General features: G+C 58.1%; 18 protein-coding genes. 15 read left to right on the forward strand and 3 right to left on the reverse strand.

The window, feature by feature from the left end; translation table 11 throughout:
* The first annotated feature begins 630 nt into the window (after positions 1–630).
* From CQ011_RS10090 to CQ011_RS10125, 8 genes are all read left to right on the forward strand, one after another.
* The gene (locus CQ011_RS10090; RefSeq protein WP_105677579.1) at positions 631–1,620 is read left to right on the forward strand and encodes an ABC transporter substrate-binding protein; all 990 of its coding nucleotides are present in this window, start codon (positions 631–633) and stop codon (positions 1,618–1,620) included.
* 92 nt (positions 1,621–1,712) lie between these two features.
* A complete protein-coding gene (locus tag CQ011_RS10095) occupies positions 1,713–3,293 on the forward strand; it encodes a sugar ABC transporter ATP-binding protein (RefSeq protein WP_105677580.1) in 1,581 nt (526 codons plus the stop codon).
* Positions 3,290–4,312: an ABC transporter permease gene (locus tag CQ011_RS10100; RefSeq protein ID WP_105677581.1), complete on the forward strand. Its 1,023-nt coding sequence runs from the start codon at positions 3,290–3,292 to the stop codon at positions 4,310–4,312. Before CQ011_RS10095 ends, CQ011_RS10100 begins: the two co-directional genes overlap by 4 nt.
* Positions 4,309–5,298 carry a galactofuranose ABC transporter, permease protein YjfF gene (gene yjfF, locus CQ011_RS10105; protein ID WP_105677582.1) on the forward strand — a complete coding sequence of 330 codons (990 nt, stop codon included), beginning with the start codon at positions 4,309–4,311 and terminating at the stop codon, positions 5,296–5,298. Before CQ011_RS10100 ends, yjfF begins: the two co-directional genes overlap by 4 nt.
* Positions 5,299–5,536: 238 nt before the next feature.
* On the forward strand, positions 5,537–10,081 hold the full coding sequence (locus CQ011_RS10110; protein WP_181148069.1) for an alpha-L-arabinofuranosidase family protein: 4,545 nt from the start codon (positions 5,537–5,539) through the stop codon (positions 10,079–10,081).
* Positions 10,082–10,605: 524 nt separating this feature from the next.
* A complete protein-coding gene (locus tag CQ011_RS10115; protein WP_105677584.1) occupies positions 10,606–11,094 on the forward strand; it encodes a carboxymuconolactone decarboxylase family protein in 489 nt (162 codons plus the stop codon).
* Positions 11,091–12,278: a pyridoxal phosphate-dependent aminotransferase gene (locus tag CQ011_RS10120; RefSeq protein ID WP_105677585.1), complete on the forward strand. Its 1,188-nt coding sequence runs from the start codon at positions 11,091–11,093 to the stop codon at positions 12,276–12,278. Before CQ011_RS10115 ends, CQ011_RS10120 begins: the two co-directional genes overlap by 4 nt.
* A gap of 104 nt (positions 12,279–12,382) precedes the next feature.
* Complete coding sequence (locus CQ011_RS10125; protein ID WP_105677586.1) at positions 12,383–12,739, forward strand: DUF2695 domain-containing protein; 357 nt, start codon at positions 12,383–12,385, stop codon at positions 12,737–12,739.
* Between the two features lie 5 nt (positions 12,740–12,744).
* Here the strand turns inward: CQ011_RS10125 and CQ011_RS10130 are convergent, their stop codons facing one another.
* The gene (locus CQ011_RS10130) at positions 12,745–13,440 is read right to left on the reverse strand and encodes a DedA family protein (protein ID WP_105677587.1); all 696 of its coding nucleotides are present in this window, start codon (positions 13,438–13,440) and stop codon (positions 12,745–12,747) included.
* Positions 13,441–13,802: 362 nt separating this feature from the next.
* On the opposite strand from CQ011_RS10130, the gene CQ011_RS10135 reads away from it, so the two are divergent.
* From CQ011_RS10135 to CQ011_RS10150, 4 genes are read left to right on the forward strand one after another with little or no spacing between them, the layout of a single operon-like run.
* Complete coding sequence (locus CQ011_RS10135) at positions 13,803–14,720, forward strand: ABC transporter ATP-binding protein (protein WP_105677588.1); 918 nt, start codon at positions 13,803–13,805, stop codon at positions 14,718–14,720.
* Positions 14,717–15,472, forward strand: a complete 756-nt coding sequence (locus tag CQ011_RS10140; RefSeq protein ID WP_105677589.1) for an ABC transporter permease — start codon at positions 14,717–14,719, stop codon at positions 15,470–15,472. The genes CQ011_RS10135 and CQ011_RS10140 overlap by 4 nt, the downstream gene beginning before the upstream one ends.
* On the forward strand, positions 15,409–16,620 hold the full coding sequence (locus CQ011_RS10145; RefSeq protein WP_105677590.1) for a sensor histidine kinase: 1,212 nt from the start codon (positions 15,409–15,411) through the stop codon (positions 16,618–16,620). The genes CQ011_RS10140 and CQ011_RS10145 overlap by 64 nt, the downstream gene beginning before the upstream one ends.
* Positions 16,617–17,222 (forward strand): response regulator transcription factor, encoded by a 606-nt coding sequence (locus CQ011_RS10150; RefSeq protein ID WP_105677591.1) that lies wholly within the window; start codon positions 16,617–16,619, stop codon positions 17,220–17,222. Before CQ011_RS10145 ends, CQ011_RS10150 begins: the two co-directional genes overlap by 4 nt.
* Here the strand turns inward: CQ011_RS10150 and CQ011_RS10155 are convergent.
* Positions 17,219–17,719, reverse strand: coding sequence for a DUF456 domain-containing protein (locus tag CQ011_RS10155; RefSeq protein WP_105677592.1), 501 nt, complete (start codon positions 17,717–17,719; stop codon positions 17,219–17,221). The genes CQ011_RS10150 and CQ011_RS10155 overlap by 4 nt on opposite strands.
* Before the next feature lie 66 nt (positions 17,720–17,785).
* Here CQ011_RS10155 and CQ011_RS10160 point away from each other — a divergent pair, with 66 nt between their 5' ends.
* A complete protein-coding gene (locus CQ011_RS10160; protein WP_105677593.1) occupies positions 17,786–18,595 on the forward strand; it encodes an enoyl-CoA hydratase/isomerase family protein in 810 nt (269 codons plus the stop codon).
* A 9-nt stretch (positions 18,596–18,604) separates the two neighbouring features.
* On the opposite strand, the gene CQ011_RS10165 is transcribed toward CQ011_RS10160, so the two are convergent.
* Positions 18,605–20,128: a long-chain-fatty-acid--CoA ligase gene (locus CQ011_RS10165; protein ID WP_105677640.1), complete on the reverse strand. Its 1,524-nt coding sequence runs from the start codon at positions 20,126–20,128 to the stop codon at positions 18,605–18,607.
* 210 nt (positions 20,129–20,338) lie between these two features.
* Here CQ011_RS10165 and CQ011_RS10170 point away from each other — a divergent pair, with 210 nt between their 5' ends.
* The gene (locus CQ011_RS10170; RefSeq protein ID WP_096253908.1) at positions 20,339–21,109 is read left to right on the forward strand and encodes a VOC family protein; all 771 of its coding nucleotides are present in this window, start codon (positions 20,339–20,341) and stop codon (positions 21,107–21,109) included.
* Positions 21,110–21,211: 102 nt separating this feature from the next.
* Positions 21,212–22,201 (forward strand): aldo/keto reductase, encoded by a 990-nt coding sequence (locus tag CQ011_RS10175; protein ID WP_105677641.1) that lies wholly within the window; start codon positions 21,212–21,214, stop codon positions 22,199–22,201.
* The last annotated feature ends 24 nt before the right edge of the window (positions 22,202–22,225 follow it).

Genomic DNA, 22,225 nt, shown 5'->3' on the forward strand with positions numbered 1-22,225 from the left:
GGATCATCCGGTATCGTCCAAATCTATTTCTTCGCCACCTGTAACGCCAGCGACTTGGTGGCGTTGGATTGGCCCGGAATGCCCGGCATAGCCAATATCCCTGGCGTCTTATTCAGCGCCCAAAAAACTATCGGTCCTCGCCGGTTATCGAGGCACCAATGACGCGCGCTTGATCAGCGTCAAGTTTTGTCACGGCATCGAATGCATGCGTTCATTCATCGTCGTCTCCTCGAACTCCCAATGTCGGGCAACGGCCAGCGGTAATTTGGTAATGAGCGTAGAAATAAACGGTGCATCCCAGAGCTCAGTTCCGCGCACTCCAAATTCTGGTTGCGGTACACCGCCACAGGGAGCACGGTTTCGGTAAGTCTGGATCGACTAGTGCTGATGACAAATAAACAATTAATATTGGACGACAAAATTCAACGCATGTTCCCGTGTTTTACCTAGTCGTATCTTGATTTGAGTAGAAATTTGCCATTGGACGTCGGTGAAATAAGGAGTCGAATACTAAAAAGCTCTTCACACTACAAAATGTTAGCGCTAACATTGTGATCATCAACACACCGTCTACGCCGGAAGACATTCACTCGACCATCAGCCGGCGGGACTCATGAGGAGGAACTCACAATGAAGCGAAAGACCTTTTTGCGGGCTGGCTTGGCCACGCTCAGTATTGCCGCGATGGCAGCCATGAGCGCATGTTCCGGCGGAGATTCTGGCGGCGGCGAGGCCGGCGGTTCCGGCTCAGAGACTATCGCCTTGGGCTTCTCGCAGGTTGGTGCCGAGTCCGGCTGGCGAGCAGCAAACACCAAGGACATCCAGGACACCTTGACTGAAGAGAACGGCTTCAAGCTCAGCTTCTCGGATGCACAGCAGAAACAGGAGAACCAGATCCAGGCCCTGCGTTCGTACATTGCCCAGGGCGTGGACGTGCTGGCCTTCTCTCCAGTAGTAGAAACCGGCTGGGATGCAGTGCTGCAGGAAGCTAAGAGTGCGAACATTCCTGTCATCCTCACCGACCGTGCTGTTGACACGACCGATGACTCGCTCTTTGCCTCATTCATTGGATCCGACTTCGTCGCCGAAGGGCAGAGGGCCGGTGACTGGGTCGTAGAAAACTTGGGCAAGGACCTCAAAGTCGTTGAGCTGCAGGGCACTACCGGCTCGGCACCAGCCATCGACCGTAAAGAGGGCTTCGGAAAAGCCATCGAGGGAACCGACATCGACATCATCGACTCGCAGACCGGAGACTTTACTCGTGCCGGCGGCAAGCAGGTTATGGAAGGCTTCTTGAATTCGCATGACGATATCGATCTGGTCTTCGCCCACAACGACGACATGGGCCTAGGCGCCATCGAAGCCATCGAAGCAGCAGGCAAGAAGCCGGGCAAGGATATCAAGATCGTCACCATTGATGCGGTCAAGGATGGCATGCAGGCGCTGGTTGACGGAAAGATCAACTACATCGTCGAATGCAACCCGCTACTAGGAGAGGACCTTGCAGAGATCGCCAAGAAGGTTGTCGCCGGTGAAGCTGTGGAGAAGCGCATTGTTGTTGAAGACGCGGCCTTCACCCAGGAAGAGGCCGCTAAGGTCCTGGCAGATCGCACCTACTAAACCAGTTGACTAGATCATAAATCGGCGGGCCCAAGGCTGGCCCGCCGATTCACCACCCGCTGGCAGGACACGCAACTCGCAGAGGCAAGTCAATGATTGATTCAACATCCGCGTCACGGGCTGAGCAAATCACCGTGCAGCATTCCCAACCAACGAACCCCACGGTTCAAATGGCGGGCATTACCGTAGAGTTCCCTGGAGTCAAGGCGCTGGACGGCGTCGACTTCAGGCTCTTCCCCGGCGAGGTCCATGCCCTGATGGGCGAGAACGGCGCCGGCAAATCCACTCTTATCAAGGCACTGACCGGTGTGAACCCGATTGCTGCCGGAACTATCTCGGTCAATGGCAGCAGTATGCGCTTCAATGGACCGGCCGATGCCCGCGAACACGGCATCTCCACGGTGTATCAAGAGGTGAATCTATGTACCAACCTCACCGTGGCAGAGAACATCATGCTCGGCAGCGAACCGCGCCGCTTCGGCGGATTGGACTGGCGGACCATGCGCCGGCAGGCAAAAGTCTATTTGGAACGCATGGGGCTGGACATTGATCCATCCAGTTCGTTGGGCTCGCACTCATTGGCTGTCCAGCAGCTAGTCGCAATTAGCCGCGCCATGGTAGTCGACGCCAAGGTACTCATTCTCGATGAGCCGACCTCCAGCTTGGACACCGACGAAGTCGAACAGCTGTTTACAGTCATGCGCCAACTGCGTGATGATGGCGTAGCGATCCTTTTCGTTTCCCACTTCTTAGACCAGATCTATGCCATTGCCGACCGCATTACCGTGCTGCGCAACGGCCAACTCGTCCAAGAGCGCATGAAGGACCAGCTCCCGCAACGCGAATTGGTGTCCCTGATGATCGCCGGAACTTCCGATGCCCAGGTAAGCCGCGCCAATGAACGCGTGGCCGTCACTGAACGCGCAGCCGATGCGAAACCGCTGCTACAAGCGGTGGGCCTCGGGCGCAAGGGCGCGGTCCAGCCTTTCAACCTGGACCTGTATCCCGGCGAAGTCATTGGTCTGGCCGGACTGCTCGGCTCGGGAAGAACCGAGCTTGCCCGACTGCTCTACGGAGCGGACAAAGCCGATGTAGGCTCCATCAAACTCGCCGGAGAACCGGTGAAGCTGCGCACCCCACGCCAAGCGCTGGGCCGCAAAATCGCCTATACCTCCGAAGACCGCAAGGGTGAAGGGGTCATAGGGGACTTGACCGTGGCAGAGAACATCATTCTTGGGCTGCAAGCAGCACGAGGCTGGATCCGCCCGTTGCCCACGGTTAAAGCCACCCAGGTCGTGGACGCCTATATCAAAGCCCTGGGCGTGCGCCCGGCGAACCCCAACGCCCTGCTGAAAAATCTCTCGGGTGGCAACCAGCAAAAAGTCCTGCTTGCCCGCTGGCTGGCCACCGCGCCGAAGCTGCTACTGCTCGATGAGCCCACCCGCGGCATCGACATCGGCGCTAAGACCGAAATTATGAATCTGGTCTCCGAACTTGCCGAACAGGGCATGTCCGTGGTCTTCATTTCAGCCGAACTGGAAGAAGTCCTGCGGCTCTCGGATCGCATTGTTGTGATGCGAGACCACGAAAAAGTCGCTGAAATTGCAAGTACGCCAGAGGTGGATGTGCCACGCCTGATCGAGATCATCGCCACCGGGGAAGAAGACAAATGACCCGCATTTATAAGCATCGCCTGTTCTGGCCGGTGGTTGCGCTGCTCGCGCTGCTGCTTGCCTGCACCATCAAGCGCCCTGACATCTTGGGCATCTCCGTGCTCGATGGTCACCTGTTTGGCGCACCCATCGACATCCTGCGCAACAGCTCTCCACTGCTGTTGGTTTCCCTGGGCATGACCCTGGTTATCGCCACCCGCGGCATTGACCTCTCGGTCGGCGCGATAGTTGCGATCTCCGGAGCCGTTGCCCTGACATTCATCGCCAGTTCCTCTAATCCTGGTTCCGTGGGCACCGCCATCGGCGCCATCGTAGTGGCTTTAGGCCTGTGCGTGATCCTCGGAGCCTTCAACGGGCTGCTGGTAGCAAACTTCGGTATCCAGCCCATTGTCGCCACACTGATCTTGATGACCGCCGGACGTGGCGTGGCCATGCTGATTACCAATGGCCAGATCACCACCGTCAACAGCGCACCTTTCAGTAAGCTGGCTTCCGGCTTCGTGCTGGGCCTGCCAGTGGCCGCGCTCATCGCCTACGGCGTGTTTGCGGTAGTGGCGCTGGTTGTGCGGCGCACCGCGCTGGGCATGCTGCTCGAAGCTGTGGGCATCAACCCCGAGGCCAGCCGGCTTGCGGGTGTGAAATCCAAAACCCTGGTATTCACCGTCTATGTCTTGTGCGGCCTACTCTCGGGCCTAGCTGGCTTGATTTTCGCCGCCAATACGATGGCGGCCGACGCGAATAATGCGGGCCTGTTCATCGAGTTGGACGCGATCCTCGCAGTGGTCATCGGCGGTACCTCACTGGCCGGTGGCAAGTTCAACCTTGCCGGCACCATGATCGGAGTGCTGATCATCACCACCTTGACCCTGGCGGTGACCGTGCTGGGCATTTCGCCATTGGTCACCTCGCTGTTCAAAGCCATCGTGGTGATCGCGGTGACCCTGATGATGTCCACCAGGCTGCGCGCCATGTTCGGTTCCTTGCGCGACCGCCGCCGCTACCAGGAGGTAGGAGCATGAGCATCCTCAGCGAAACGCGCAAATCTGCACCAAAGTTGAGCCTAGACCGGCGCTACCTGCCGGTGCTGGGCACCGTGGTGGTCTTCGTACTGATGCTTGTCATCGGCGGAGCGCGCTATGAGAACTTCCTTTCGCCTGCAGTGCTGTCCAACTTGTTCATCAACAACGCCCACCTGATAGTGCTGGCCGCAGGGATGACCTTCGTGATCCTCACCGGCGGCATCGATTTGTCGGTCGGAGCGGTGCTGGCACTGTCCTCAGTGATTACCGCGACCATGCTCAATGCAGGGATCCCGCTGTCCTTAGTGCTGCCGATAGCGATCCTCAGTGGATCGATCATTGGCTTGGGTATGGGCGTGATGATCCAGTACTTCGAGGTGCAGCCCTTCGTAGCTACCTTGGCCGGCATGTTCCTGGCCCGTGGCCTGTGCTTTATCTTCGCCCCGGAATCGGTGCCGATCCGCAACGAAGGTTTTGTAGCCCTGTCCAGCTGGGGTGTTTCATCCGGGCGCTGGAGGCTGACCGCCGCTGTGGTTATTGCGCTGCTGGTCGTTGCAGCTTCCTGGTGGGTGCTGCACCGCACCCGCTTCGGCCGCACGGTCTACGCGGTAGGCGGCGGCGAGCAATCTGCCACGCTGATGGGTCTTCGGGTAGCGCGCACCAAGGTGATGGTCTACGTAATTTCCGGAACCTGCGCGTCGCTGGGCGGCATCCTCTTCGCGATGTTCTCCCGCTCGGGATATGCCCTGACGGGTGTGGGCATGGAGCTGGATGCAATTGCCGCGGTAGTGATCGGCGGAACCCTGCTGATCGGCGGCATGGGCTTCATCCTGGGCTCGGTGGTTGGCGTGATGGTGCTCGGGCTGATCCAGACCATCATCACCTTCGAAGGAACCCTCAGTTCCTGGTGGACCAAGATCGTGATCGGCGTATTGCTGCTGGTCTTCGTGGTCCTGCAACGAATTCTTACCTTGCGGCGAAATTAAGTCCGGAAGGAAAGGGCTCGGGGCCCGGCATCACCATGCCGGGCCCCGAGCTGTATCCAGCCGCTTAAAAGCGGATTTTGTTCAACGTAGACAGTGTCGCTTGCAGGATCCTGTCTTCGTCATCACGACCGTAACACGTCGACTTACCTCACGGAGGTTCAAGCAAGTGATGCATCCCAGAAAACGATGGGCTGTGCCTTTGGCACTGCTCGTGTCCCTATCCATTCCAGCTTCGGCCATGGCAGTTGTGCCGGGAACAAGCTGGCAGTCTCGCGCCACGACCGCAGAATCCGGCGATCCCGCCAGCGACAATTATGAAGCCTATGTCTTCCCCTATTTCACCGGAGAGAGCACCGATGATGGAGAAAAAATCCATATGGCTGTCTCTCAGAAGAATGACCCCAACAGCTGGCACACGCTCAATGATGGCGAACCAGTTCTAGAGTCCACCCTTGGAACCAAAGGACTCAGGGATCCCTTCCTGATCCGTTCCAACGACGGCTCCAAGTACTATCTGCTGGCTACCGATCTGAAGATGTACGGTGGCGGCAGCTTCGGCGAAGCCCAAGAATCAGGCAGCCACTCACTGATGATTTGGGAATCTCCGGACTTGATCAACTGGTCCGAGCAGCGAGAAATTGATTTGGCGCCGGAGAATTCCGGCAACCTGTGGGCGCCCGAAGCCCACTGGGATGAAGCCACTGGGCAATATGTCGTGTATTGGGCATCAGCGCTGTATCCCGATGAAGAGCCAGAAGCTGAGCACGACATCCAAGAGTCTTATCAGCGGATGATGTACTCGACGACGACGGATTTTGTCGATTTTTCCGAGCCAAAGGTTTGGATTGACGAGAAGCAAGGCCCGGGACTGGGGATGATCGACTCCACGGTCGCCGAAGTTGATGACACGTATTATCGCCTGACTAAGGACGAAGGCGATATGAGCGTGCGAATGGAATCCTCGCCGGAGCTTTTGCGCACCCAAGGCGTGGCTGAAGGCGATGGCTGGGACATGATTGCCGAGAAGATCGGCGTGGGAGAGCCCAACCCTTGGGGTGGAACTTTCACCTCGGGCGAGGGACCGACCATGTTCCCTTCCCTGACCGAGGACAGCTGGTATTTGATGATTGACCAGCCGTCCTATCATGGCGGACAGGGTTACATGCTCTTCGAGAGCCAAGACCTAGCTGGCGGCGACTGGACAAGCGTTCCCGACGCCAAGCTGCCAAGTAGCCCGCGCCATGGAACGGTTTTGCCGATTACCGCCGAAGAACAGCAGGATCTAATTGCTGCCTATCCTCCTGGCGAAGAACCCGAAGCGCCAGGGCCGGTAGTACCAGGTCCAGATCCGGAGTTGCCCGAGGGCACTTTCAAAGAGGACTTTGAAGACGGCGAGCTCGACAGCCGTTTCCAGATCATCAACGAACAAGCCGACGCGTGGGAGCTGAAAGACTCCGCACTGAACCTGAAGTCTCTGAAGGGAGACACTTGGCAGGATTCCAACGATGCCAAGAACTTGTTCATGGTTGGTGTTCCGACCGGGGATTTTTCGGTCGCCACGCACCTGAGCGCCCCGGTATCCAAGGACTTCCAAGGTGCAGGATTAGTGGCATGGGATGACTTCGATAATTATTTGCGCGCAGGGCTGGCGCACGTAGGGAGCGCGCCCAATGGCCCAATAGTCATTGAAAGCGGCGTGGAATCAGAAGGAGCATTCAGCTCGGAATATACTGCGCGTCCAGAGTCGAGCACCGAATGGCTTCGGATAGACCGCAAGGGCAAAGAGCTGACGGTCTACTACGGGGATTCAGAAGGTAAATGGGCTGAAGCAGCGAGTTTCATTGTCGAATGGGACACCACAAAGGTTGGACTCTATGCCTTGGCCGCCCAAGATGGCACCGGCCATACTGCCGCTTTCGATAGCTTCTGGCTCAACGAATCCGGGGCAATGGATCTGGTCCCAGAAGACCAATTCACGCTGAAGGCCAGCGCAGATCAAGGGTATTTAACTGCTGATAAGCACCAGCGGCTGACCCTGTCCGACGAAAGGCCAAGCTCTGAAATACGTTTTTCCGCGACTGAGTCATCCTCGGATGATGACGAAGGAAAACGCCCTGTAATCCTGTCAACCGAATCTGGAAACCTCGACGTCAAGGGTAAAAAACTCCAGTTGACTCCAGAAGCGGATACGACGTGGAGAATGGTCGATGCAGGCGGTGGCAAGCTGAATATCAGAATTGCCGAGGCCGCCAAAGAGAATTCGGCTTGGGTTGTGCGCCATAAAAATGGATCATTGCGGTTGGGTAGCAAGTCCGATGCAGTTGGCTTCAAGCTGGGATCAGGCGAGCTGGGAAACCAGGTGCTGACCATTGATGGCGACGGTACCAAGAATGAAATCAGCGAAAGCATGTATGGAGCTTTCTATGAGGACATCAACTATGCAGCCGACGGTGGACTGTATGCCGAGCTGGTTCGGAACCGTTCTTTTGAATTCAATGAGTCTGACAACAAGGACTTCACCCCGCTCACCGCTTGGAAGGCGCTGGGAGGCGCAGATCTTGAGGTGAAATCCGAGCGTGACCAGTGGCTTAACGACTCGAACCGTTCCTACTTGGAATTGAACGCCCAGGCAGCGGGCGGCGGCGTGCAGAACGCTTCGTATAACGAAGGTGTCGCGCTGAAGAAGGGGAACAAATATGACTTCAGCGTCTTTGCCCGTGCGGAGAAGGAACAAGACGTTGAAGTGAAGCTCACTAGTGCTGACGGTTCGAAAGTTATCTCTAGTACTACGGTGCGCATTTCCGGTGACAACGAATGGAAGAAGTACGAAGCTACGCTGGGCGCCAATGAATCCACCAATGCAGCCCGGCTATCTCTTGAAGCCACTGAGGCAGGGTCCATCAAGCTGGATATGGTTTCACTGTTCCCGCAAGACACATGGGTAGGCCCAGTGAACGGCAAATCGGTCTTGCGCAAAGACCTTGCTGAAATGGTCGCGGAAATGAATCCCACTTTCCTGCGTTTCCCAGGCGGATGCGTGACCAATGTGGGAACCTTCGATACCTACGTCGAGTCCGACGGGCAGGATCGCCAACGAACCTTCCAATGGAAGGAAACCATTGGCGCTGTGGAAGCGCGGCCAACCAACTGGAACTTCTGGGGTTACAACCAGTCCTATGGAATCGGCTACTTGGAGTACCTGAAATGGGCCGAAGATCTGGGTGCCACTGCATTGCCAGTGGTTTCGGTCGGAGCCAATGGCTGCGGATCGAAAATCCCGGAGATGACCGATGACAAGCGCATTGAGCGTTGGGTTCAAGACACCGTGGATTTGATCGAGTTCGCCAATGGCGGCACCGACACGGTCTGGGGCGCGAAGCGCGCTGAGCTGGGCCACCCTGAACCATTCGGGATCAAGTACATCGGCCTTGGCAATGAGGAAGTCACCAAGACCTTCGAAGCGAATTTCCCGAAATTCCGCGATGCTCTGGCACAGAAGTACCCGGAGATCACCATCATTTCGAATAGTGGGCCCGATGATGCAGGAACCCGCTTTGACGAACTGTGGAAGTTCAACAAGGAACAAAATGTGGACATGGTCGACGAGCATTACTATAACGACCCATCCTGGTTCCTAGGCAACGACGAACGCTACGATGCCTATGACCGCAATGGGCCGGAAGTATTTCTTGGCGAGTACGCATCGCGGGGCAATAGCTTTGCTAATGCCCTGTCCGAAGCTGCGTACATGACCGGTCTTGAACGAAACTCCGACGTGGTCACACTGGCTTCGTATGCTCCAATGTTCGCCAATGAGGATTATGTCCAGTGGTCGCCGGATCTCATGTGGTTCGACAACGACCAGTCTTGGGGATCGGTAAACTACTACAACCAGAAACTGTGGATGAACAACGTTGGGCAGCAAGTTGTGCCTTCGGAACTAAGCGGGCAGTCGGCCACCGCCAAGGACATCTCTGGCGGAGTGTTCCTGAGCAGCTGGCTGACCAAGACGGCCTATGACAACCTCGAAGTCACCTCCAATGCCACCGGTGAGACCCTGTTCTCAGACGACTTTTCCGATGCATCGGCATGGGACGCCCAAGGCGGGGCATGGGCAGTTGAAGACGGACGCTACGTCCAGTCGGATACCGGGGCTGAAGATCCCCGGAGCCTGATTAAGGGGGCTTATGGCAAAGAGTGGGATAACTACACAGTTGAGCTCACCGCCCGAAAGGAAGCCGGCGAGGAAGGATTCTTGATCGGGTTTGCCGCTGGGGCTGCCGATGAGTTCTATTGGTGGAATCTCGGTGGCTGGGGTAACACCCGTTCGGTGCTTGAACGCGCTGATGGCGCCCGTCAGGGCGAAGTTGTTGCCGGTCCCGATGTCAGCCTTGAAACCGGGAAAGACTACCAGGTCAAGATCGTGGTGGACGGGGAGACTATCAAGCTGTATTTGGATGGACAGCTCCAACTCGAGTACACCGAGCCAGTGGCTAAGTCGCTGTACCAGGTGGTTACCCGTGATACCGAAGCCAACGAGCTGATCGTGAAGCTGGTCAATCCAACCGGCTATGCGTCCCAGACCAAGATCGAAGTTCAAGATCTTGCTGTGGGCTCGAAGGTGAAGGGCACCGAATTGGTGGCTGCGCCAGAGGCCCAGAACACCAAGGAGGATCCTACCAACGTGGTGCCTCGGGAATTCGAGCTGGCAGCTGCACAAGACGGCCTGTCCTATGAAGTTCCGGCCTATTCGGTAACCTTCCTCAGGCTAGCGCAAAAGTAGCAATTACCAGCTATGCCATGAGCTTGCCCCCATTTCGCGGTCGAACGCGAGGTGGGGGCAACGCTTGTAGTCCCAGCATGGCATTTACTTGGAGGTCAAAGTCCTCTGGTCGAGAAGGCGGTTTACGACCTGGCCAATGGCAACTGCATCACCGCAACGGCAAGTGTATAAATGTACCGGGCGCAGGTGGGAAGTGAATATTCTTATCCGGGAAGTCCATCCGGTCATCGAACAGGGGTATCGGTGAATTGTTGAAGTTGATCTTGAGGCGTTCTTTACCGGGTGAACCATGACGTGCTGATGCCTAAGGTTTGCGCGGAAAGTGAAAGACAAGCGGGCTCTGCCGAACTCTTATTGGGATGAACTTGGTGTGTTGTTCTTACGCAAGTCTTGGGATCGCTTTCAGTGTTCTGGCGAACTGCGCGAAACGGACCTCGATTTCCAGTGACGGGGAGGCACGGGTTAGCACCCTCACCTACTAGATGTGGTGGTGACTGTACCTGCCTGACGGGTATGGTTCAGATATGGCCGTTTCAGACCCACTTTTTCTCGACAAGACCAACCCCGAGCTGTGGAACTCCATAGGGAAGTTCTCCGCTCAAGTTACCAAGTCCTATCGCGCCGCTGGGGTCAGTGATCGAACCGCCGAACTGATCAACCTGCGCGTCTCACAGATCAACGGCTGCGCCTACTGCTTAGACCTGCACACCCGTAAGGCACTGGCTGCCGGCGAAACAATGCAACGCATCGTCTTGCTCAGCACCTGGGATGAATGTGGCGGGCACTTCGACGAATTTGAATGCGCGGCCCTAGCGATCGCGGAGGCCACCACCGACCTACCCAACCCCGAAGAACGCATCGCCGCGGTTGCCTCGGCGCGGCTAGTGCTCAACGATGAACAGGTTGCAGCGATCCAATGGATCGCGGTGGCAATGAACGCGTTTAATCGCATTTCCATCCTTTCGCGCCACCCGGTGAAGGAAAAAGAACTAGGTCAAGGAACGGCTAAATGAAAGTCTCAAACCGTGGCCAGGTACCGCCCTTTGAGGTCATGCAAATCGTTGATACGGTAGCCACCATGCGTGCCGCCGGCCACGACGTGATCTCCCTGTGCGTCGGGGAACCTGGCGGGGGAGCTCCGGCTGCAGTCAACGAGCTCGCCTCAAAACTCCATGCCGAGCAGGCAGACTTTGGCTACACCTCAACTATCGGTTTAGAACCCACGCGTCAGGCCCTTTCCGATCATTATCGGCTGACCTACGGTGTACAGATCCCGGCGGAAAACTTCGTGATGACCGCAGGATCCTCCGGCGCATTCCAACTGGCATTTCTAGCAGCATTCGACCAGGGGGACATCGTCGCACTGGCTCGCCCCGGATACCCGGCCTACGCCAACATCTTGCAAGCCCTAGGACTGAACGTCGTGGATTTGCCTACCGGCCCCGCGCAGCGTTTTCAGCCGACCGTCGAGCTTCTGGAAGCGGCGATAAAACAGCACGGTCGTCTCGACGGGCTGGTCATCGCCTCCCCGAACAATCCCACCGGAACTATGCTCAGCGCCGAAGAACTCGAAACCTTGGCTAGCTGGTGTCAGGCCAACGGGGTGCGGCTAATTAGCGACGAAATATACCACGGCATCGAGTTTGTCCCGGAGCGTAAGGGCCACACCTCCTGGGAGTACTCGCGCTCCAGCATTGTGGTGTCCTCGTTCTCCAAATACTGGGGGATGACCGGCTGGCGTCTGGGCTGGATGATCGTCCCGGATGACATGCTGGCGGTGGTCGATGGGTTGGCCTCGAACCTGGCGCTATGTGCCCCGGCGCCAGCACAACGCGCGGTTCTCGCGGCATTCGAACCAGACAGTCTCCAAGAAGCAGAAGGACGCGTGCGCGAGTTTGCGCGCACCCGCGAACTGGTACTGGGCAGTCTCGACAAGCTCGGAATTATTGCGGCCGCCCCGGCCGATGGCGCGTTTTATCTCTACGGAAAACTCTCGCCCCAGGTGCTTGCTCAGTTCGGCTCGGCTTCGGCTTTTTGCGCCGCGGTGCTCGAAGATGCGCAGGTGGCACTCACCCCAGGCGGGGACTTTGACCCGTTTGAAGGGAACCTATTTATCCGGCTATCCTTCGCCGCCGGCTATCACCGGGTGGCCGAAGCACTGGACCGAGTCGAAGAATTCTTGAAAAGGAATATGTAACGCCGCTCAGTTATGCACAGTTCGGCGAGGTGGTTAGTCGCTTACCCGACTAGGGGTTGAAGCTGAGATGAATCACTGATCATCTGCCAGCTAGGAGCCCTGCGATGAGCGACTTCCCGCTTCCCGTCGACCACGAATGTCTCGCCTGCTATTTGTACCGCGTTGCCGGGCAGTCGCCGTGCGACGGATCCTTGCGCGTACTCAAGGTGTACCGCGATCACAGCGCACCGCGGGCCACCGCCTTGGAACGTAAAATTCGGTTGCTGGGCGGTTACTGCGACTGCGAGGTGCTCATGAACGCGTTGCGTCCGGCAGGCACCGAAGCGATTCGAGCGATAGATCGCGGCGATGATTTGATCTGCAAAGGAGTACGCCGCGGCTGTATTCAACCCTGCGAACAGTGGATGATACGCCGCGGCGTGCAATGGGCCGGCGGACAATTCCGCAGCCGGGGTGCTTAAAACTCTTAGTCTTCGATCACGTGGGACTGGTTGTTCTTCTTTTTCTTGCTCGCCATCTGGGCTTTGAGCAGTTCGATCAGGATCGGAATGATCGAGATGAAGACGATCAGGATGAAGATGATGTCGATATTGTCTTTGATCCAGGTGAACTGACCCAGCCAGAACCCCAACAAGGTCACGCCGACGCCCCACAACAAGGCACCAACAAGGTTATAGGCGACGAACGTCTTGTGGTTCATCTTGGCTACACCAGCGATCACCGGCACGAAGGTGCGCACCACGGGGACGAAGCGTGCAAGGATGACCGCGCGGCCACCGAACTTCTCAAAGAATCCGTGTGCTCGCTCCACGTTCGCCTGCGAGAAGAACCGGGAATCTGGCTTCTTGAAGATCGCCGGACCCGTCTTCTTACCAATCATGTAGCCAGTCTGATCACCGGCAAAGGCACAGACAAAGATTGACAGGGCAAAAAGCCACAGCGGGACGTGAATCGTTCCGGCCGCGATGAGCATGCCCACGGTAAAGAGCATGGAATCGCCTGGCAGGAAGAACCCGACAAGTAGTCCGGTCTCCGCGAAAACGATGCCACAGACTAACAGGACGACCCATGGGCCTAAGGCCGGGTCGTTAAGGAAGACAACAGGATTCAGCCAGTCGGGCAGGAACGCTGCTCCGAGGGTTGGCGTCCCGAACTGCGTCATGAGCGAGAGGAAAGAAGTTTGATCTAGCACGCTCAAAGACTACGGTAAATCGCTGTGAGTTTCCCAGAGAGCTGGCCATATTGCTCCTGCGCCCACAGACACTAATTCCATGCAGAATAACGGTATTTAGGCCCTTGACCGGCACAGATCTTAGTAATGTGTGCACGGAACGGATTGGAAGCAATTCGCTGATGATGCATCACAAGTTGCCAAGGTCACAGCCTATGCGCAGTTTCAAGTCATCTGGTTCTCGTACTCTCACCGCTACGCACCTGCGTGGCAGCACCGGCATGACAACGGTCATGGTCATGACATGACTTTCTGCTCTTCTCAGCGTGAGGCATCGCGCGAAGACTATAAGTATGCAAACGCTGATTAAAACCGAAGCAGTTTCGCTGACCGGGTTGACCAAGACCTTCTCCACCTCGCGCACCAAGGTCCAAGCGGTCAAAGGAATCGACCTGCAAATCCCCACCGGGCAGATAGTGGCTTTTTTGGGGCCCAATGGTGCCGGGAAAACGACCACCATTGACATGATCCTTGGGCTGACCCAACCGACCGCCGGTGCAGCTAAAATCCTCGGTCTTGACCCGCCCCAGGCGGTTTCCTCTGGACGCGTCTCCGCCGTCCTCCAAACCGGAGGGCTACTGCGAGATATGACGGTGAAGGAAACCGTGACGGTCATTGCCTCGATGCACGGCAAGTCCGATCGCATCAACGCGGTCATGGAACGAACGGGCCTGACCCGAATCGCCAAACGGCGTGTGGGCAAATGCTCCGGTGGTGAACAGCAACGCATCAAATTCGCGCTAGCCTTACTTCCCGATCCAGACGTGCTGATCCTCGACGAGCCGACGGCCGGCATGGACGTGATGGCCCGCCGCGAATTCTGGTCCACGATGCGATCCGAAGCCACCCAAGGGCGCACCGTCATTTTTGCCACGCACTACTTAGAAGAGGCGCAAAACTTCGCCGAACGCACCATCTTGATGAGCCAAGGAAAAATCGTCGCCGACGGTGCCACCGCCGAATTACGTCAGCTCATATCTGGCCGCACGCTTAGTGCGACGTTCACCTCAGAAGATCAGGGGGAGCAGGCGGCAACATTTGATCAGTCGGTGCAGATTACCGAACGCAACGGCTCACGTTTCGCATTCCAATGCCAAAACTCGGACCGCTTTGCCGCTGCGCTGCTGGGCGAATACCAAGCCTACGATCTAGAAATTTCCTCCCCGAGCCTGGAAGACGCCTTCATCCAGCTGACCAAGGACGCCTCATGATGACCACATATATCCGGGTAGAGTTCGCCCGGCACTTCCGCGACGGGTACAACCTCATCTTCGCGTTGTTGCTCCCGGCAGCCATGTACATTCTGTTCGGCAACATTCCCAGCTACACCGCCTTCGACCTGGGAGCCGGCAACGTGAAGTTCTACTTGATGATTTCCATGGCCGCCTACGGCGCAGCAGTCAGCACCGTGGCGATCGCCGGCACCGTCGCGACCGAAACAATGCAGGGCTGGGGCCGACAAATCGCACTGACCAAAATGCCACCAGCGGTATTCGTTGGCAGCAAGATGATCGTCGCGGCAACCGTCGCCGGAATTTCCGCTGCCATAGTCTTCGCCTTGGGCGCCGCCACCGGAGCAAAAGTGAACGAACCATGGATCTGGGGTGCCAGCTACCTGATCGTCCTGCTCGGCGCGATGATCTTCGCCTGTTACGGGATCGGGGTGGGGATGGTCTTCAAATCGGAGTCCGCCCTGGGCCTAGCCTCCGGGCTGATGGTGTTCTTCGCCTTCTTCGGAAATGTGTTCATGCCCTTGGAAGGTGGCATGTTAGACGCCGCCCGGTTCACCCCGATGTTCGGCTACGTCGCGTTGGCACGCTACCCGCTGCTCAAAGATATGCCGTCAGGAGTAGAGATGGCGCCGGATCCATTGTGGATGCCAACGGCTAACCTTGTGGCATGGGCAATCATTTTCGCGCTCTTCGCGGTCGTAGCAACCAGGAAAGCCAAGGCGCGCCAGTGAAGCTAAACGCACAAGGTACCAACCAAGCCCCAGAAGAGCCTTGCGACTTCGGCGATGAGCAGAAGTTCTGGGACCGCTGGGGTTGGATGGTGGCCGGAGTATGGATCATCTTCTTGGTCTTCCCCATCCTTGACCTGCTCGTCGAAGACTATCCGCTGCCCACCAGAATCATTGGGCTGAGCCTGGTGGTGCTGTTCGCAGCCATTTACCTTCGGGCTTATGCGAAATATTCGTGGATCGTCGGCCAAGGCGGAACCGATCAACGCCGTGCGCACGTGTATTTCCTGATGCTCTGCGCCATCATCGTCATTGGCGTCCCGGTGACCGGCTTAACCGTCATGGGTTTGTTCCCGTTCATCACCTCTTATGCAGCGTTCCTGCTGACCAAAAAATGGACCACCACCACCTATGCCACGGTGCTGGTGGCCTGCTTTGCGCTGCCGGTGTACTTCGGGAAATTCACGGACGCGATCTTCCTGATTGGTCTGAACATTGTCTTGATGGTGGTGTACGTAATTACCGTCGCCGCCATCACCCGCTCGACTGATGCCGAGCGGATCCGGGCCGATTTCCTGGTGGTGGCCGAGCAAGAACGCGTGGCCAGAGACGTCCACGACGGTATCGGGCACTCGTTGACGGCGCTGAATTTGAAAGCGCAATTGGCCTTGCGGCTGATGGATGAAAAGCAGTACCAGCAGGCTCGTGGCGAATTGGTGCAACTGAGCGAACTGGCGGTCGACGCCCTAGATTCGGTGCGCACCACCGTCCAAGGACTTAACCGTCAAGACTTAGAGGTTGAACTGGCCGAGCTGCAACATGCGTGTAATGACAACAACCTCGAATTCACGGTAGCCGGAACCGCTGAGCAGATCCCGTTGCAGTATCGCTCGCACGTGGCGTGGATCCTGCGCGAAGCGGTGACCAACGTGCTGCGTCACGCCCACGCAAGCACGGTGGTGCTGCATATTGAACCGGGCCAAGTCAGTATCGACGATGACGGGGACGGCTGCCAAGCAAATAGCCCCGGACATGGCATACGAGGAATGCAAGAACGCGCCCGCCAATTCGGCGCCAACTGTACAGTGGGTTCATCACGGCTGGGCGGAACCAGCGTGCAAGTAGTCTTTGACGCCAAGGAGGCCCGGTGATTCGAGTACTCATCGCCGATGACCAGCACCTAGTCCGCGGAGCGTTGGTTGCGCTGTTAAATCTGGAAGCGGACATCACCGTGGTCGCCGAATGCGCGGACGGCGATGAAGTGGCCACCGCATTGGATACCCAGCGCGCAGATATTGCGTTGCTCGATGTGCAGATGCCGCGCCAGGACGGATTGCGTACCGCCGCCGAACTAAAAACCAGCCACCCCGGGGTGAAAGTTCTGATTCTGACCACCTTTGACCGGCCAGGGTATTTCCGCCAGGCCTTCGAAGCGGGTGCCCACGGATTCCTCGTTAAGGATTCGCCGCCCGCGGAGCTGATCGCCGCAATCCGCAGGGTCTACTTAGGGGATAAAGTGGTCGATCCGCAACGCGCGATGCTCAGCGTAGAAACACGGAATAATCCGCTGACCGAGCGGGAAAGAGAAATTCTGGGCTTCGCGGCCACCGGTGCCCCGGTGTCAAAGATTGCCTCCACGGTCCACCTGAGTGCCGGAACCGTGCGCAATCACCTGTCCAACGCGATCGGCAAAACCAATACGACCAACCGGATTGAGGCTGCACGTTATGCCCGCGAGGTGGGCTGGATCTAACGCGTCGCGAAGTGCGTGATCAAACCGATGACCCACACCGAGGTGGCTAGCAGCACGCACCCGAATTCGACGAGAATGCCCAACCCCATAGCCTTGAGCGTCGCCCACGACGAGGCGAGGGCCCCAGCAAATTTACGGTGCCGGGCCGCTTCACCGATAAACAGTCCCAGCGCAAAACCAATAAACAACCCCACCACTGGGATGATAAACGCCCCAGCAATTGCACCGATCAGCCCCCAGAAGATCGAGCCCTTAGGGATCTGATGTTGTTTGAGCTTGCGCCCGGTCAGCACCGCGGAGGCGGACCAGCCCAAGGCGGCGATCAGCATGCCGAGCCCCGCCGCCCACCAGGCAGCTCCCGAACCAAGCAGCCAACCCCACCCCAAGAGGGTCACAATGGTCAGCAATGATCCGGGAAGTACCGGGATGATCGTGCCCAAGGCGGAAACGATCAGCAGTAATCCGGCGATAACGGTGTAAATAATCTGTGCATCCACACCCTTAGTGTGGCACGGTGAAGTCAAGAATAACTTTTGGGCACGAGCAAAATCTTGAGGTGTTTGATGAGTCAGCAGCAACACGGCAGCATCGGTGTGCAGATCACTAACCACGTAGCCACGCTTACCCTGAATAACCCCACCCAGTACAACGCACTGACCAAGGACATGTGTCTCGAACTGGTCGGCGCATTTTCCGGATTATCCGTTGACCCGCAGGTGCGCACGATCCTCATCACCGGGGCCGGGGCAAACTTCAGCGCGGGCATCGCCATTGACCAAATGGATCTGGTGCTCTTTGACGAGCCGGTGGACGGGGAACTGGTCAACCATTTTGACCTGGTGGATCGGGCGATCACCAGCTGTCCGAAGCCGACCATCGCGGTGGTGCGGGGAAACTGTTTTGGCGGGGCCTGGCAGCTGGCTTCGGCCTGCGATATCCAGTTGGCGGCGGACACTACCCGGCTGGCGATCACCCCGGCCAAGGTCGGACTGGTGTTCCCACGTCCGGGTGTGGAGCGTTTGGTGCAAACCGTGGGGCCAAGCCGCGCAAAATACCTACTCTTTAGCGGCGCGGAAATCTGTATGGAGCAAGCCGCAGCCTGGGGCTTGTTTACGCAGGTGGTCCCCAAGGAGAAACTCGAAAGCCAGCTGGCGACGCTGATCTTCCAAATGGACGCAAATTCCGCGTTCTCTATAGTGCACACCAAACAGGCCATCACCATGAGTACCGCGAGCACCCCGGATTCGTTGTCCGACTCCTATTGGGCGCAGCTCTGGGAGCACAACGCTCGCAGCGAAGACTTGGCCGAGGGCCGTGCCGCCTTCGCTGCGAAACGTCGTCCGGAATTTACCTGGGTCTCACCGGAGAACTAAAAGCACCAACTAGGCGCCGTGCTTAGCGACCAGCTCACGCTTGAGGATCTTCCCGCTGGGACCCAGCGGGAATTCGCTGACGATCTCAATATGTCGCGGATACTTGTATGCGGCGATCTGCTCGCTGATCCAGGCGCGAATACTTTCCGCCGTCAACGTTGAGCCGGGTTCCAAGGTGATCGACGCGGCGATCTCCTGGCCGTGCACCTCGTGCGGGATCCCGTACACGGCGGCGTTAGAAATTTCCGGATGCCCGACCAGCACCTCTTCGACCTCGCGTGGGTACACGTTGTAGCCGTTGCGCAGGATCATATCCTTGGTGCGGTCCATAATGCGCAGGTAACCGTCTTCGTCTTTGGTGCCTAGGTCCCCGGTGCGGAACCAGCCGTCAACCACTGCCTCGGCGGTAGCTTCCGGACGGTTCAAATACCCAGAGAAAAGGTTATGTCCGCGGACCACCAGTTCGCCCAGCTCCCCGGTGGGTAACAAGCGGATTTCCTGCGGGTATCCCGGATCTGCGATCTCCACGTCCACGCCCCAGACCGCGGTGCCGATGGTTCCGGGCCGAGGCTCGCGTCCGAGCTGATTAAAGGCTGCCACCGGCGAGGTTTCGGTCAGCCCGTAGCCCTCATGAATCGGCGCACCGAAGCGGTCCTGGAAGGCGGTGAGTATCGCCACCGGCAGCGCGGCCCCACCGGAGACCGCATAACGAAGCTTGGTGGGATTATCGGTCCGCGTCTTTCCGGCCTCGAGCAGCGCCACATACATCGTCGGCACCCCGAAAAAGATGTCGATATTTTCGTCGAGCACCAGATCTAGCGCGCCCTTCGCGGTGAATTTTGGCAATAGCACGATCTCGGCACCAGCACGTATCCCGGTGTTGAGCACCGCGGTCTGCCCGAAGGTGTGGAACAGTGGCAGCCCACCAAAAATCTTGTCACCCACTCGCATATCGATGGTGTCCAGCAGCATCGTGCTGGTTTGTTCTACCAGCGCCAGGTGTGTGCCTAACGCACCCTTGGGTGTTCCGGTGGTGCCCGAGGTGTAAAGGATGGTGGCGATATTTTCTGGGTGCTGCGGAACGTAGGTGGTGATCGCGGTGGCTTTGGCCGCCCGATCTTCGAGCCGGTCGGTCGCTAACTCCTCCGGTGCCAAGACGCTGAGCAGCTGGACCCCGGCAAGCTCCGCCCCGGCGGCGCCTTCACCGAGCAGCGGCGCCGCGCAGATGAGCATTTTTGCCGAGGCATCATCAAGCACATAGGCAATTTCTTGCTTCTTCAGCAACGCATGCACCGGGACCACAATCGCACCCAGAGAGAGGATCGCATAGTAAACGCGCGCAAAATCGGTGACGTTGGGAATGAGTACCGCCACCCGATCCTCGGCTTCGATGCCCGCCTCGCGCAAGGCACCGGCGTAGGCGCGCGTTTCATCCCAAAGCTGACCGTAGCTGGTGCTCTGCCCATTGACGGTGATTGCTTTGAGCTCACGATGGCGCACCGCGCTCTCGGCCAATAGCGCGGCCACGGACATAGTCAGGTTTGAGTTCGAACGAATCACTGGGGGCTCCTAAAGCGAAACAAGCAAGTGCGTGAGGTAGGTCACCTTAACAGCGTACTGACACTTTGTCCCAAATCAAGGTACTGAGTATCATTATTCTGCTCAGAGCCCATTGAATACCCCGCGGGACAGACTTAGACTCAGCCTGTCATCACTAATCAACTCGCAAACCAAGGGGACAAAATGTCCATACCCGATTTTCCGCCCGGCGCACCGTGCTGGATCGATTTACTCACCAGAGATCTTGATGCCGCCAAATCCTTCTACTCTCAGCTCTTCGGCTGGAACTACGAGGTGGGCGACGAGGAAAATGACGGTGGATACCTGACCGCGACCAAGGATGGGCTGGCCGTCGCGGGCCTCATGAGCAACGATCCGGACAACGACTACCCGGACGTCTGGAGCACCTACCTGCGCGCCGATGACATCGGAGCGCTCGCCGACAAGGCCGAATTTCATGGTGGCCAGGTATACCTGCCGCCGGTCGAAGTCCCCGAGCAGGGGCGGATGGCGATGATCGGAGATCCCTCGGGACTGGGGGTGGGGCTCTGGCAGTTCGCCGGGCACACCGGCTACCAGAGCCAGGGCGAGCCGGGCACTCCCGCCTGGCATGAACTGCACACCAGAAAGTTTGAAAGCTCGACGAAGTTTTATAGCCAGGCACTTGGCTGGGAGCTGGAGGTGCTCAGCGATAACGATCAGTTCCGCTACCAGACGCTGGGTTCCGGTGAGCAGGCGCGGGCCGGAATTATGGACATCTCGCACTTTGATGATCCCAGCCTGGCCGGCTGGAAGATCTACTTTAACGTGGCCGACGTAGACCAGACGGTCGCCACGGCGGTGGCCGCCGGGGGCGCCGAGATCAGTGCGCCGATGGATTCAGACTTTGGCCGGGTGGCCGTCATCGCCGATCCCACCGGCGCCGAGTTCTACGTCATCGCGGCCAATAACTAGGGCGGTGGAGCCGAGCCAGCCAGCCGATTTCCAGCACCATTCGGCGCATAATCGCCGGGGTACCTACAAGTCAGCGCGGCGCTAGGCGGTATGCTCGAAATTATGCAACAACGACTACTTGGACGAACCAATAAAACCGTTTCCGTCATAGGACTTGGCACCTGGCAGCTGGGCGCCGACTGGGGAGAGGTGGATGAAGCCGACGCTTTCTCGGTGCTCGACGCCGCCTACGGCGCGGGCGTCAGCTTCTTTGACACCGCCGATGTTTACGGCGACGGACGCAGCGAGGCGCTGATCGGCCGCTGGTTGAAAGCCAACCCACAGGCGCAGGTCACCGTGGCGACAAAGATGGGCCGCCGCGTGGAACAGCTTCCCGAGGCCTACAACCTGGACGCCTTCCGCGCCTGGAACGATCGTTCGCGCACCAACCTGGGCGTGGACACCCTGGATTTGGTGCAGCTGCACTGCCCACCAACCCCGGTGTACTCCACCGATGCGGTTTATGACGCGCTAGATACGATGGTCGACGAGGGCCGGATGGCTAACTACGGTGTCTCGGTGGAAACCGTGGACGAGGCGTTGGCTGCGATCGCCCGCCCAAATATCGCCACCGTGCAGATCATCATCAACGCGTTTAGGCACAAGCCGCTGGAAGAAGTTTTGCCCGCAGCCCGCGCGGCCGGGGTGGGGATTATCGCCCGCGTACCGCTGGCCAGTGGCCTGCTGACCAACCGTTACACACTGAACACCACATTTGCGGAGAACGATCACCGCAACTTTAACCGCGACGGTTCGGCTTTCGACGTGGGGGAGACCTTCTCCGGCGTGGACTACGCCACCGGGCTAGATGCGGCGAAAAACTTCGCCCAGCTGGCCTCCGCCGAGGCGCCCGAGGCAACCAGCGCTCAGGTGGCGCTGGCCTGGCTAGCCGACCAAGAGGGGATTAGCTCGATCATTCCCGGGGCGCGCACCGCCGAGCAGGCGCGAGCCAACGCCGCCGCCGGATCGCTGCAAATTTCCGGCGGCTTTAACGCCTCGGTACGCGAGCTCTATGACACGAAGTTGCGCGCGGCCATCCACCCGCGCTGGTAATCGACGTTTAAACGGCCCGTGCGG

It is taken from the genome of Arthrobacter sp. MYb213 (genome assembly GCF_002979915.1).
Classification (GTDB): domain Bacteria; phylum Actinomycetota; class Actinomycetes; order Actinomycetales; family Micrococcaceae; genus Glutamicibacter.